Genomic DNA, 13643 nt, shown 5'->3' with positions numbered 1-13643 from the left:
AAATCTGATTGCAATATCGGTATGAAAGTATAATAAAATACCCAACTTATTTAATTAGCCTTTAAGAAAAGTCCCGGTCTCTCGCGAAATATTTAGATTCTGGCAGCAATTCACATTATTTCTTACTTATTGAATTTGACTTTTTCGGGCCAACCTGCTACACGGATCTTGTTTTTCCCACAAAAAATCCTTCCAAGCAGTTTGCTTGAAAGGTTTTGGGTAGATATTTCCTAAAGGACATGTTTTGCCGCTCGGAATCTTTTGGCTTGATTGTCTTTTCCGGTATATACTTTGTGTAAGCAATGGAATTGAAAGGAGACCCCAAATGACAGAAAACAGAGCAAAAATAAGACAAGTTGGCGACTCGAAAGTTCTCCCTATTCCGAAGAATATCGTAGCTGATGCTGAAGAGTACAGCGTCTACCAGGGAAGAGATGGAATAATCGTTTTTGTTCCAGAGAGTTTAAATCCATTCCGTGATCCAGATTGGGACAAAAAATACACTGAATGTAAGCAGGAAGAAGCGTTCAGAGGATTAACATAGACCGGAAGCATAGCACAAAGGCCAGGCACTTACCATAGCGCCTGGCCTTATTTTTCTACAAAAACAGCTCCATCTCGTTATTCTTTTTACTGAAGCCCTTCTTTTCGTATGCGCTCTCGCCGTCTTCACTGGCATTCAGCCAAAGGCGTTTGATTCCGGTTCTACGGGCATAGTCGATTATTTCATCGACAATTTGCTTGGCGTAGCCCTGCTTTCTGGACTTAGGTGAAGTGTAGATGTTCAAGATATAGCCTTCCTGTCCGGTTAGGTTCTCCGCGTAGGGAATCCGGCTAAAAAGGCAAAGCGAACCAGTTGCCGCCAGTTTTCCGTCTTCCAGCATCCCCCAGCTGATCAAGTCCCTGTCAATATGGGTCAGATAGTACTGCTTAGTTGCTTCTTCCAAGGCGGAAAGATCGCTGTCTGTTGTGACTTCACCTAGTTCCGTAAACAGCTCTTTTCTCAGCCGCCAAAAATCGTTTGCAAATGTTCCATCAAGTCGCAAAAGCTGCTGTTTCATAAACTGGCCTCCTGTTTGATTAGATTATACCAACCTGCCTTTAAAAAGCGTTATTCCCACAAAAAGTCCTGCAAGGCCTTGTCGACTTTGCTGTTTTCATGGAGGCGGCTGTGCTGGCCGCCCTTGCCAGTGATCTTCAATTCCTTGTAACTCTTGGCCTTGACTAAAAGGTACTTGAGCGACTTAGAGGAATTGTTGTAGACCCGGCCGTCTGACTTTTTACCAGTATCACCGTAAATGTTAAGGACGTCAATTCCCTTTGGATAGACCTGCCGGAGCCGCGTCAGTTCTTGATAGGTCGAATTCATCTTCTTCGGCTTGCCGGATGCATCCAGACTTGAGTTTGAATTTTTGTCAAAGCCAATTATCCCGTTGAAGTGGCCGGCGATGTCAACCTGCTTCTTGATCTTTGGGAAATTCTTCTTAGCAGAATAATCCATGATCATGTAGCTGATGGCCATGTTGCCCATGGAGTGGCCAACCAGGTTCATCTTGGAAAAGCCCAGCTTCTTCTGGGCCGTTTTGACTGCCTTGTAGGCATACCAGCCGTCCTTATGGTAGTCGGGATTTTGGTTGTCGGCAAAACCGACTAAAACGACTGGATTCTTGGGCTTCTTAGCGAACTTGCCCTTGATTTTGACTGACCCGTTTTCGTTGACCGTAGCTTCCAAAACTTCATTGGTCTTGCCCGCCTGTCTGGCCGCTTCAGCCATATGTTTTTCCGCGTTGATGCTGGATCCGTAGCCATGGAAGAAGAAGGTCACCGTTTCCTTTGCCTGAGCTTTCTTCTCCGTCTTAGTCAGCTGTCTTTGGCATGCCGTCAGCAAAAGCAAACCGGTCAGCATAAGCGGGATAATTTTTGCCAAATGCTTGCTTCTTGTCTTCATTCTTTTCATCTCTCCAATTTGTTTATTTGCCAATTTCTATTCTACCTGGATGTATTCTTTTGGCCAAACAGTAAGCATAAAAATGCCCTGCAAGCAGCAAAAACGTTGTCTGACATTGCAGGGCAGATTATATTCAAAAACTATTGCTACATCTTTCCGCCGTAGACTGGGAAGACGCCGCTGTCTCCGTAATCCTTGATCACTTCGACATTTTTCAAAGTCTCCATATCCTCGTCTGAGATCACAAAGTCCACATCCGCGTTGGTCTTCATATGTTCAGGATTTGCCGTCTTCGGCAAAACGACCGTGCCCAGCTGGATGTCATAGCGGTTGCAAAGCTGGGGAACAGTTACGCCGTACTTCTTGGCCATTTCGACCAGTTCTGGCTGCTTCATGATTTCGCCGTGACCCATCGGGGAATATGCTTCAACAACGATCCCCTTCTTCTGGCAGTAGTCGATCAGCTCAAGCGGGCTGTTTGAAATGTGGCAGAGCACCTGGTTGACCATCGGCTTGACTTCTGCCCAGTCGTAAATGTTGTCGATGTCTTCTTTCAGGAAGTTGGAAACACCGATCGCCTTGACCTTCCCTGCCTTGTAGGCATCGGTCAGCGCCCGCCAGACTTCCCGGTTTTCCGCGAAGTATCTGTTGTCTGACTGGTTGACTTCTTTCCATGGCTGCGGGCTGTGAATGATCATCAAGTCGATATAGTCCAGGCCCAGCTTTTCCAGGCTCTCATCAATTGAGGCCGCGGCTGATTCATAGGATTTGTTTTCCGCAGCAACCTTTGAGGTAACAAAAATTTCTTCTCTTGGAATCCCTGCCGTCCGGACCCCTTCGCCGACCCCACGCTCATTGCCGTAGGCCTGGGCCGTGTCAAAATGCCGGTAGCCGATCTTCACCGCTTCCCGGACTGCTTCTGCTGCCTTGTCATCAGCAATAAACCAAGTACCCAGAGCCATCTGGGGAATCTGCACTCCATTACTTAAAGTCATCAGCTTGTCGTACATGTTTTTTCCTCCTCAATTTCAATTCTATGTTAATTATAGGAAGGTGGAAATAATATGTACAATGCTTATTCTTGATGGTCTGTTATGCATTTACCGCATATTGCTTCAGGGAGTTTTTCATTATCACAAGTGCCCGTCAAACCAGTTCTGGATTTCATTTAACCGGCTTAAGCGGTTCTTTGGTCGCCCGCTTCTGGACAGTTCGTGGTTCTCTCCGTGGAAGACCACCATCCGGCTTTCCGTGCCGTGGGACAGAAGCGCATGGAACATCTGCATCCCTTCTTCGACCGGGCAACGGTAGTCCTCATCTGAATTCAAAAACAGAGTCGGCGTCTTCACGTTTTTCACGTACTTGAGAGGTGAGTGCAGCCAAACCTTTTCCGGATCATCATCTTCACTCGTCCCCACCTGGTCAACGCAGAATTCCGGGGCAATATCAGACATGTGCTCAAAACTCAGCCAGTTAGAGATAGACCGCTGGGAAGCTGCCGCTTGGAAACGGTCGGTGTGGCCGATCACCCAGTTGGTCATAAAGCCGCCGTAAGAGCCACCAGTGATGCCTAAACGGCTTTGGTCAATGTCTGGATAAGCAGCAAGCACCGCGTCAGTAAACTTCATCAAGTCCTCGTAGTCAACCGTCCCGTAGCGGCCCCGCAGGTCGCCGTACTGGTTCCCCTGCCCGTTTGACCCGTGGATGTTGCAGAAGAAGACGAAATAGCCACTCCCGGCCCAAACCTGCATTTCATGGAAGAAGGCCTTGCTGTAAGTAGCACGGGGTCCGCCGTGAACGTCCAGGATTGCCGGGTACTTTTTCCCTGCCTGGTAGTCCTTTGGCAAGAGCACCCAGCCGTGCTGCCTTCCGTCTTCTACTGATTCATATTCCACTTGGTTGACCTTGGCTACGTATTTGCCAGCTAATAGTTGGTCATTATAGTTGGATAATTTTTCTACCTGGCCATTTTTCACCTGGTAGAATTCCAAAAGTTCGTTGGCAAATGCCGCTTCCAGGAAAAATTCGTCTTTCCCTGTCATGCGGAAGCCCTTGATGATCCCGTCAGTGGCGAAAAAGGGCTTGACTTCTTTTCCGTCAAAAACATAGATTTCATCATGGTCAACAATTGTCGTTACAAAGTAGAACTTGTCGCCAAAGACATCAAATGCATTGCCGGCAATGACGGAGCAGTCCCCGGCAATAGCGCTCTGGCCGGAATTGTCCCAGTAGGCGGCCAATTCCAGACCATCCTCAGTTAACCGGTAGAATTCCGGATTTTCGTTTAAGCCGGTCTTTTTATGGGTGTTGGCGAAGCAGTAGACTTGCTCTTTTAAGGCAAAAATTGCTGAAACTTCCGCCTTGCCGGCTGCTAAAAGGAGCTTGGCTTCTCCTGTTCTTGGGTCAACTTCATAGACCGCCCCGTCAAAGGGCCGCCGGGTCTGGTAGCTGACCCCCACCACGTAGACTTTTTCACCAACTACAAAGGTCTCCATAACCGTAAAGTCTGGCTCAGCTTTGAAAAGTTCAGTCAGCTTTTCTTCTTCTAAGTCCCAGACATAAAGGCGGTCGCGGAGCTTGTTGATGTAACCCTGGCCATTGAAGTAATAAGGCAATTCATCCAGGACTTGGTAGTCAGTCGATTTCCCTTCAGCCAGGTCCGCCCGTCTGCTTAAAAGTAGGTAGCGGTCTTTTACTGAATTGATTACCTGGTAGCCAGCTTCTTTGAACTCAGCAACTTTTGCTGGACTGGCCTGGTCCAGTTCTTGCTTATAAAGCAAGCTACCTCCTTTGCCTTCTTGAAAAGTGTAGTAGACCGCCTTTTCTACTAAGGCATAGCTCTTCTCTTGCCCTAAAGTCGTCAAGCGCTTGAGCTCGCCATTTTCAAAGACATCCAGCCAGTTCCAGTAGCCTTCCCCATCGGCCTTGGCCTGGTTTCTGGCGAGTATTGCCCTTTTGCCCTTAGCCTGCAAGTTGCCCAGGCTGACAACCTGATACAAATCTTCTGCTTTGACTGCTTCCATTTTTTCTTTTTCCTCCTGCTTTGCTTTTTAAGGTGATTTCATTATAGCAAAGTTAAAGGATTAGATTCAGCTTAGTTTTATATATTTTTTACCAAGAAAAAAGCTGGTCGAAACCAGCTTTATCTATTGCTATTCTTATTGCTCTGCCTTGACGGCAACTTTGTGCACCTTGAGATAGTGGATAAAGGCGTAGACCGTGATCAAGGCAAAGAAGATGGTGCTGACCAGCATAGCTGTCCGGGAGCTGCTGCTGCCCATGAGGCCGCTTAAGTAGTCAACCACCGTCGGTGAAACCGAGCAGCCAAGGTTGACTAAGACCAAAACGATGGTCGTAGCCAGGTTGACGCTGCCTTCTGGCGCCGCCCAGTCCAGCCAGTTGTACATGTAAGGCACGCCCATGCCGAAGCCAAAGCCCAAGACGATCACGCCGATAAACAGCATGACCAGGCTGCTGGCAAAAGTCGTAACCAAGAAGCCCAGGGTAACAATCGCGAAACCAACTGGGAAAATCTTGTCATGCAGCTTCTTAAAGAAGAAACCAAAGCTGGCCCCAATCGGAATCGAGATCAAGGTTGAAATCCCGGCAACCAGCGCCGGAGTACTGGAAGAGCCCAGGTGCTCTTCAACAATCAGAGTCGGCAGCTTGTAGGACATTGGCATGTAGAAAAGGAAGATCAAGAACATCAATGCCGCAATCAAGCAAACCTTGCCATTGATCCGCTGCTTGGCCTTCTTTTGCTTACTTGCTACATCTGCCTGCTTTTTTTGCAAAGGAACAAAAAGGGCAAAGAGAATCAAGGATGGGATGACCAGGAAGTAGATCGCGAAAGCGGCATGCCAGCTGATCGTAACCAAGTAGCTGATCAAGAAGGATGAAATTGCCGCTCCGACGCTCCCCATCACGTTCTGGTAGCCGATCATGGTCGCCAGCTCTTCTTCATCGCCATTATAGAACTGCGGAATCAGACTAACGGCCAGGGAATTAAATAGACCAATTCCCAGCCCGATCAAAAATCTGGAAATCAAGATCGGCCCATATTGACTTGCATACATCGGGAAAGTCCCAGCCAAGAGAGTCAAAAGCAGTCCAAAAATAATCGTTGCCTTCTCCCCTATAAAGCGAATCAATACCGGACTGACTACTAACCCCAAGATAATCCCAAAGTTCGGCACCGTGGCTAAAGATTCAACCCCGGCCTTGCTTACCCCTGGAAAAGCCTTGTACATCAAGGGCAGAGCCGAAGCAATCTGCGGAGCCATCATCAAAAACAAAGATATGGACAAGAGCGAAACTTTAAAAATCGCCTTGTCTTTAACATTTTTCTTCTCAGACATTTTCTAAACCTCCTGCTTGTTTGCTAACTATGATAGCTTTCTGAGCAAGCGGTTTCAATGTCATAACTTGTCAGAAATCCGGCGCTTGTTGATCTCACTATTTTTTATATAGATCAATTTCCGCCTCTTTGCGGTCAACTTTTTGCCCTAGCCAATTCCTGGGATAATGACTATAATCTAGTTAAACGCTTACAAGTGAAAGGAGAATATCATGACTAAAGAAGAATTAGCAGAAGCAGTTATTAAGCTGCGCAGTGAATTCAAGGCCAGCGACGACAAACGTGACGAAGGCCTGCCAACCGAAATTCCAGAGGTAGAAAGAATCAATGACATCAGCTACGGGCCAGACCCAAAGTGGAACCTGCTAGACATCTACCTGCCTAAAGACCGGACTGGCAAAGTGCCAGTCATCATCAGCATCCATGGCGGCGGCTGGGTCTATGGGACTAAAGAAACCTACCAGTTCTACGGAATGGGCCTGGCTAAGGAAGGCTTTGCCTTTGTCAACTTCAACTACCGTCTGGCTCCAGACGTCCAGTTCCCAAGCGAGCTGGATGACGTCAACCGCGTCATGCACTGGGTAGCTGAACATGGAGCTGAATACGACCTGGACACTGACAATGTCTTCCTGGTCGGCGACTCAGCCGGCGGGCAGATGGAAGAGCAGTACCTGGCCATCTTGACTAACGATAAGTTCCGCCAACTTTTTGGCTACGAATTGCCTAAATTGACAATTAGAGCAGCTGCGCTTAACTGCGGGGCCTACTTCATGCTGACGCCTGGCTTTACCAATGGAGCACCTGGCGCCTACTTTACCCCGGAAGCAGTCAAGGGAAAAGAAGAGATGCTGGACACGGAGAAGTACTTGACCCAAAACTTGCCGCCACTTTTCATCATGACCGCCAACCAGGACTTTTTGCACGATTCTGCTGTCCGCTTGGACGGCTACCTTTTGGCCAAGGAAATCCCGCATGAATTGCACATTTATGGCGACAACGACAACCCGCGCGGCCACGTCTTCCACTGCAACCAAAGAGACGACATCGCCAAGCAATGCAACCTGGATGAACTTAACTTCTTCAGAACGTATTTAAAGAAGTAACAGCATGGCTGAACTGGAACACGAACTGGTCAAGCCAACCGGCAACCTGCCTATCTGGCTGATGACTTTTCCCTTGCCAGATGGTGAAACGCCTAGCGAAATCCCGCCTCACTGGCATCAAGGAATCGAAATAAGCTACACGGTGGCCGGGTCAATCGACCAGTTCCAGATTGACGCCCAGACCTACCAGACCTCTCCTGGCCGGATTATCGTGGTTAACTCTCAGTCCGTTCACAGCATTGAGACTAACCAAGATGGCCAGGCCCTGTCCATGATCTATCCCTACAACTTCGTCTCTGGTCTTTTCCCGAAAATTAGCGAATTGGAATTTGCGATCAATGATCCAGGAACTTTTTCAAAAATGCAGCAGGCTGCTTACCAGCTCCTGCAAAAGAAGCTGGGGGCCATCTACGACTCCTGGTCAAGACCGGAAGATGATTTGCGGGAAATCAAGGTTTGCGCTTTAAGCCTGGAAGTGCTGGAAATCTTGCTGGAAGACTTCACGATTCCCCGCCAGCTGGAGCTGGGAAAGAAGCTCTTTATCACCCAAAGGATGCAGGAGATACTGGACTATATCTACGACCAGTATCAAACTCCAATCGGTTTAAGCGAGATCGCGGCTCACGCCCATATCTCTAAGGAATACCTGGCCCGCTTTTTCAAGAAGAACATGGGGATCACCGTTGCCGCCTTTCTGCGGAATCTGCGAGCCCGCGCGGCCAGGAAACTGCTTCTAACCGATCCAGGCACATTGGAAACGATCGCTGAGCAGTGCGGCTTTAGTGGTCTCAGGTCCATGAACCGGGCACTGGTTGAATGCTACCAGGAAAGTGCCAGCGAGATCAGGCAAAAGAACTCCAAAAACTTCAGACAATAAATAAACGCGCCCTTGCTTAATAGGACGCGTTTTCACTTGCTATTTTTGTCATTTTTGCACTGGCCGCGGGCCGATAATGACGTAATAAATCTTGCCAAAGTAGTCATTTTTGACCATGTGGGCCACGGCATGCATGTAGATCCGCTTATGGCTCTCTTTGGTGATGACATGGTAGTCAAGTTTAGCCAAACCTTCATCGCCGTCACCTACTTGCTCCTTGCAGGTCTTAACAGCTTGGTCATAGTCCTCTGGAGCAATCAAGCCCTTAACCTTCTGGCCTACATATTCGATAAACTCTTCCCTGCTTGAGCACTCCATGATCCTGAGGAGCTCATTATTGGCAAAAAGGATCCGCTCGTCGTCTTCCCGGTAGATAAAGAAGGCGCCAGGCAGGTTGACTGCTAGATCCCGCAGGTTGAAGCCCAATTGCGCCCGCCCTTCTTTCATCATATCTGGGTGATAGCCAGCCATTGCCCCTTTCCCGGTCATCTTGACGGCATACAGAGCCACATCAGCCTTGTACATCAGCTCTTCTCTAGATTGGCTTTGGTCAGGATATGCGGCAAAGCCCAGGGAAATCGAGTAGGGATAATCTTTTCCTTGGTAGTTGAAGGTCAGTTTTTGCTTAAAAAGCTTATTGAAAATCATCCGCCCTTCTGTCAGCGTCGTCTGCTCCAAAAAGACCGCGAACTCATCACCGCCATTTCTGCCAACCAGGCCGAGTTGACTGAAATTTTTCTCCAAAACCCGGGCAAAGGATTTAAGAGCCGCGTCACCTGCCTCATGGCCATAGAGGTCATTGATGTACTTGAAATCATCGATATCGATCAAGGCGCCAATTACCGGCTTACCTGTATTGTTCAGCAAGTACTTGCCGACTTCCCGATCAAAGGCCTGCCGGCTCATCAAACCAGTCAAATAGTCAGTGTCAACTATTTTGGTCAGTTTCCGGCCTCTTTCAAAATAATTGACCAGGATGGCCGCCAAAGCGGTGTTGATCACCACCGTCAAAATGCCTGTCAGGAGGCTGGATTTGATTTCCCGCGGCATCTGCCCGGCATCTTTTCTGACTGCCTCCAGCTTCCACGTGCATCCCCCCAAGCGGAAAGAAACTGCTGAACGTGGGCCTACAGTTTTCATGTTTGAGTCTAAGACATAATAGCTGTCATTCACTATATGTGTTTTAGACAAGCAGTGATAATAGCCCAGTTTGTCCAACTTCTTAAAGGTTGATTCAAACAGATCCTTTTTCTTAATCAAGGCAACTGAATAACCCCAGAACTTGCCCTTGATGAAAACCGGCTGGCAAACCGCAAGCGAATCCCGGCCCTCCCCAGTCTTGATTGGGCCAACAATGCCATTGATTTTCTTTTGCCGGCAATAGTTAAAAGCCGCCTTGACCTGGGGATCAGCCAGGAGGCTGGATTTTCCTCTTTCACTGGCCTTGTCCTGGTAAACCCGTTGGCTCTGCCCCTTGTGGATCAGCTGCAAAGAATAGATACCGTCATATCTCTTCAGCATATACTTGGCTGTTTTGGTAAAGACGGCCGTATTGCCTTCATTGCCAACAGTACCTGATTCAATGTTTTCAGTAACGTTTTGCCCCTCTTCCAGCTCCTTTTCAAAATAGTCACTTGCCAGCTGAGCGTTCAGTTCTGTCCGTGCCTGGTAGCGCTGGGCAAGGTTTTGCCCGGTCCTGTAGACATTAATACCAATGACCACCGCGCTAGTGAAGAACACAAATAGCACCACCAGCAGCTTGATCCACCATCTCTTTTTCATTACGCACAACACATCCAATATTCATAAGTCTTTTATTCTATATGAACCATTATTATCCTAAAAAAGCCTTTTGACAACCGGATCTTCTGTTTTCTATGATAATTTGCTGTCTATTTTATTGATACATCTTTATGCAGACAAAAAGCAGCTTCCCGAAGGAAACTGCTTTTTCGCTGTACCTAACTTATTTGTTTTTGAGAAGTTCATGGCAATAATGCAATTAATCCACAATCGCCTTAAAGTGATAAATTTTTGATGAGAAGTCTTGGTGGGGAACTGCCGGATCATAGAAACCCATGTTCATTAATTCGTCCCCGCCGTATACTTTCCCAGTCTCCAAATCTTGATACTTCTGATCCGGATTTAATCCAACGAGTTTTGTCTTGGTCAAGCATGGCTGCGCGTAAGACATAATATTAACAGTCGTCACGAGTGCTTCATTTTGATCATCACTGACAGTCATCCATGCTGCTTGATTGCCGTTTAGCGGCGCCTTCAAAGTATAGAACTTGCCAAATTGTGTCAATTTCCGAGTCTGCTTGTAAACCGCAACTTGCTCCTTGACTGCTTCCTTGTCTTCCTCCGACATCTTCGTCAAATCAAGTTCATAGCCTAAGTCACCACACATCGCCACTGCTCCGCGGGTACCAAAAGGTGTAATTCTGCCATTTTGCTCATTTGGAGAAACAGAAACGTGTGAGGTCATCATTGATTGCGGGTAAACAAGGCTGGTCCCGTACTGGATAACCAAGCGAGCAATCGCGTCGCTGTTGTCGCTAGCCCAGATTTGCGGACAATAGTAGGCCATGCCAATGTCAAAGCGGCCACCACCACCTGAACAACCTTCCAGCAGAATGTCTGGATAGCGGTCAACCAGCCGCTCTGCCAGGTCATATAGACCCAAAACATAGCGATGATATGCTTCGCCTTGTTGATCAGCCGGCAAGCCTGCCTGGTAGATATCTGACAAGTGGCGGTTCATGTCCCATTTGATGTAGTCAATATCGCCATCGTCCAAAATCTTGGTCATCTGGTCAAAAACATTGTCGCGAACTTCTTTTCTGCCCAGATCAAGCACATATTGGTTCCGCGATGGACTTGGTTTTCGGCCAGGAACCTGCATCAGATAATCGGGATGCTGCTTGTACAAGTTTGAATCATAAGAAATCATTTCTGGTTCAAACCATAAACCAAACTTCAAACCCTGAGCATGAACGTAATCGGCAAAATGCTTCAACCCCCGCGGGAACTTCTTCTTATAAACCTGCCAATCGCCAAGTGAACTGTTGTCGTCATCACGGTGACCGAACCAGCCGTCATCCAGAACAAACATTTCAATACCGAGTTTTTTAGCTTCATCAACAATTGGCTTCAGCTTGTCTTCATCAAAGTCAAAGTAAGTCGCTTCCCAGTTGTTGACCAAAATCGGTCGCTCTTGATACTTGAACTTGCTCCGAATAACCCGGTCTAAGATCAAACTATGATAAGTCTGGCTCATCTCGTTCAAACCATGAGCTGAATAGACCATCAGCACTTCTGGCGTTTGGAAGATTTCACCCGGCAACAGTTTCCAGGCAAAATTATACTCATTGATGCCTACGGCAACGTGAAGCTGATTCAACTGGTCTTTTTCCAATTCGAATTCATGGTTGCCGGAATATACCAGAGCAAGTCCCCAGGCTTCACCGCTAAACTCATCAGTCTTTGGCTCAACCAAAGCCACAAAGGGATTCATTTGATGGCCCGATGAGCCCCGGCGTGATTCAAACACGTGCCGGCCTTGCACCAAGCCACATCTTTGTGGATGGCGTTCATTAGCATGCGCGCCAGGCAAAGTAATGACTTCCAAATCCTGGCCAACCAGATCTATCTGCATGGAAGCAACTTTTTCCAGGTAGACATTCTCTTCGCCTTTATTGCATACCTGAACGCTGTGGGCAATCACATTCCGGTCGCGATAAATAGTATAAAGCAGATGGTATTTCAGTCCCGTTAGGTCATCGGTAAGTTTGATCGTTAAAGTTTCAGCCTCGTCTTCCTTTTCGACGTAAGCTGCTGGAAGTCCCTGAAGCTTGGGCTTGCCCTGCGCGATTTCATAACCAGTATAGTGTAAGAACAGGGCATTAGACCCATTAGACTGACGGACAACTGTTGCCGGTGAGTGGTAGTCCATCTCACCAGCAGTACTATATTCTTTCGGCAAGGTATCCCGGGAAAATGTCCGGTCCAAATCCCCTGGGAGGTTGCCGGAGAAGCCGCGATCCACCGCCGGGTAGGTTAACTCGCCATGGTAGCCCTTAACCCGTTTACCAAAGTACAGATGGCTTAATGTGCCGCCCTTAACAACTGAAAATAGATAAGAAATAGATTGGTTGTGCAGGTGAAAGACCTGCTCTTTTGCATCATATTCAATCAGTTCTGACATTTTTTCTCCTTCTTGCTGCCACTTATTTGATTTTCATGATCGGATCACCGGCTTTGACTGTCTTGCCATATTCTTCAGTAACTGCCAGCTTTTCAAAGTCTTTTGAGTTTAAGACGGTGACCAGCACAGTATCATCTAAGCCGTGCTGTTTGATGGTTGGGTCCCAGAATTCAATAAGTTCTTGGCCTTTCTGGACCTTTTGCCCTTGGACAACATACTGTACAAAGCCAGTGCCGTTCAGCTTGGCCGTGTCAATCCCAATATGGATCAAGATCGTCAAACCATCAGCGCTCTTAAGACCGATCGCGTGCCGAGTTGCGAAGCTGGCCGCAACTTCCCCGTCAAACGGAGCGTAAACTCGGCCGTCATTAGGTTTGATAGCAAAGCAACGGCCCATCTTGCCACTGGCAAAGTTTGGATCACTGCTGTCTTTAAGTGGTAATAATTCACCTGCTACTGGCGTTGTCAAATATTGCTTTACATCTTTGGCTGAATCTGTTTTAGTTTCCGCACCATCATTTTCAAACTGCTTACCCCAAGTTTTCTCTAATTCAGCAACGATTTCCGCATGCTTTTGATCTGACAAAATCACCTTTTTGGCAAACATCAGCATGCTTAAGGCCAGGAAAATCGCAGGCAAAAGCAGCATGGCAATCTTGAATTTGACCTGGTTAGCTGCTGTAATAATTACCGCAAAATAAAAAATACTGGAATCGACTGATTCCAGTATTTTTATTGCTGTCAAACTTCTTAATCTACAAACTTAACAGCCGTCCCGTAAGCTACGACTGACTGCATATCACCAGCGATTGAACTTGAGTCAAAGCGCATCATGACCACGGCATCAGCACCAACATTCTTTGCTTCTTCTCTGAGCCGGTCCAGGGCCACTTCTCTTGAAGTCGTCAGCATCTTGGTGTAGGCCTTGATTTCCCCGCCGATCATGCTTTTAAGGCCAGCCCCAAAGTCAGAGGCAAAGTTCTTTGACTGAGTGGTTACGCCAAACACTTCACCGATCACTTCGTACTTGCGGCCAGGGATGGATTCCGTCGTTACAACCAACATTTTGTTTTCCATTTCAATTACCTCGTTTTCTTTAAACGTTTCCTAGATTGTAGCACAAATAGAAGGCTTTTGAAGGATTTTTTCTA

The 13643-nt window shown here is 47.4% G+C and carries 12 protein-coding genes; 3 read left to right on the top strand and 9 right to left on the bottom strand.

The genetic code is table 11. The features are described from left to right. The first annotated feature begins 325 nt into the window (after nt 1-325). Nucleotides 326-544 carry an antitoxin of toxin-antitoxin stability system gene (locus ACYVUV_RS04455; RefSeq protein WP_439775963.1) on the top strand — a complete coding sequence of 73 codons (219 nt, stop codon included), beginning with the start codon at nt 326-328 and terminating at the stop codon, nt 542-544. 55 nt (nt 545-599) lie between these two features. Here ACYVUV_RS04455 and ACYVUV_RS04450 read toward each other — a convergent pair whose 3' ends face one another. The 5 genes from ACYVUV_RS04450 to ACYVUV_RS04430 form a co-directional block, all read right to left on the bottom strand. Further along, complete coding sequence (locus ACYVUV_RS04450; protein WP_439775962.1) at nt 600-1061, bottom strand: GNAT family N-acetyltransferase; 462 nt, start codon at nt 1059-1061, stop codon at nt 600-602. 50 nt (nt 1062-1111) lie between these two features. Then, on the bottom strand, nt 1112-1957 hold the full coding sequence (locus ACYVUV_RS04445) for an alpha/beta hydrolase (RefSeq protein WP_439775961.1): 846 nt from the start codon (nt 1955-1957) through the stop codon (nt 1112-1114). 137 nt (nt 1958-2094) lie between these two features. After that, entirely contained in the window at nt 2095-2958 is an 864-nt protein-coding gene (locus tag ACYVUV_RS04440; RefSeq protein WP_484499036.1) for an aldo/keto reductase, read from the bottom strand. A gap of 123 nt (nt 2959-3081) precedes the next feature. Continuing rightward, nucleotides 3082-4971 carry an alpha/beta hydrolase family protein gene (locus tag ACYVUV_RS04435; RefSeq protein ID WP_484499035.1) on the bottom strand — a complete coding sequence of 630 codons (1890 nt, stop codon included), beginning with the start codon at nt 4969-4971 and terminating at the stop codon, nt 3082-3084. A 135-nt stretch (nt 4972-5106) separates the two neighbouring features. Continuing rightward, nucleotides 5107-6306, bottom strand: coding sequence for an MFS transporter (locus ACYVUV_RS04430; RefSeq protein WP_484499034.1), 1200 nt, complete (start codon nt 6304-6306; stop codon nt 5107-5109). Between the two features lie 211 nt (nt 6307-6517). Between ACYVUV_RS04430 and ACYVUV_RS04425 the strand changes: the two genes are divergently transcribed. After that, the gene (locus ACYVUV_RS04425) at nt 6518-7408 is read left to right on the top strand and encodes an alpha/beta hydrolase (RefSeq protein WP_484499033.1); all 891 of its coding nucleotides are present in this window, start codon (nt 6518-6520) and stop codon (nt 7406-7408) included. 4 nt (nt 7409-7412) lie between these two features. After that, nucleotides 7413-8285 carry an AraC family transcriptional regulator gene (locus ACYVUV_RS04420; RefSeq protein WP_439776259.1) on the top strand — a complete coding sequence of 291 codons (873 nt, stop codon included), beginning with the start codon at nt 7413-7415 and terminating at the stop codon, nt 8283-8285. Nucleotides 8286-8333: 48 nt separating this feature from the next. On the opposite strand, the gene ACYVUV_RS04415 is transcribed toward ACYVUV_RS04420, so the two are convergent. From ACYVUV_RS04415 to ACYVUV_RS04400, 4 genes are all read right to left on the bottom strand, one after another. Next, complete coding sequence (locus ACYVUV_RS04415; protein ID WP_439776258.1) at nt 8334-10067, bottom strand: sensor domain-containing diguanylate cyclase; 1734 nt, start codon at nt 10065-10067, stop codon at nt 8334-8336. Nucleotides 10068-10287: 220 nt separating this feature from the next. Next, nucleotides 10288-12492 carry an alpha-galactosidase gene (locus ACYVUV_RS04410; protein ID WP_484499032.1) on the bottom strand — a complete coding sequence of 735 codons (2205 nt, stop codon included), beginning with the start codon at nt 12490-12492 and terminating at the stop codon, nt 10288-10290. Between the two features lie 22 nt (nt 12493-12514). After that, nucleotides 12515-13237 (bottom strand): PTS sugar transporter subunit IIA, encoded by a 723-nt coding sequence (locus tag ACYVUV_RS04405; protein ID WP_484499031.1) that lies wholly within the window; start codon nt 13235-13237, stop codon nt 12515-12517. A gap of 5 nt (nt 13238-13242) precedes the next feature. Continuing rightward, nucleotides 13243-13569 (bottom strand): heavy metal-binding domain-containing protein, encoded by a 327-nt coding sequence (locus ACYVUV_RS04400; protein ID WP_439775669.1) that lies wholly within the window; start codon nt 13567-13569, stop codon nt 13243-13245. Between the last annotated feature and the right edge of the window lie 74 nt (nt 13570-13643).

Source organism: Lactobacillus sp. WILCCON 0149, from assembly GCF_057197965.1.
This window is presented reverse-complemented; position numbering and strand designations above follow the sequence as displayed.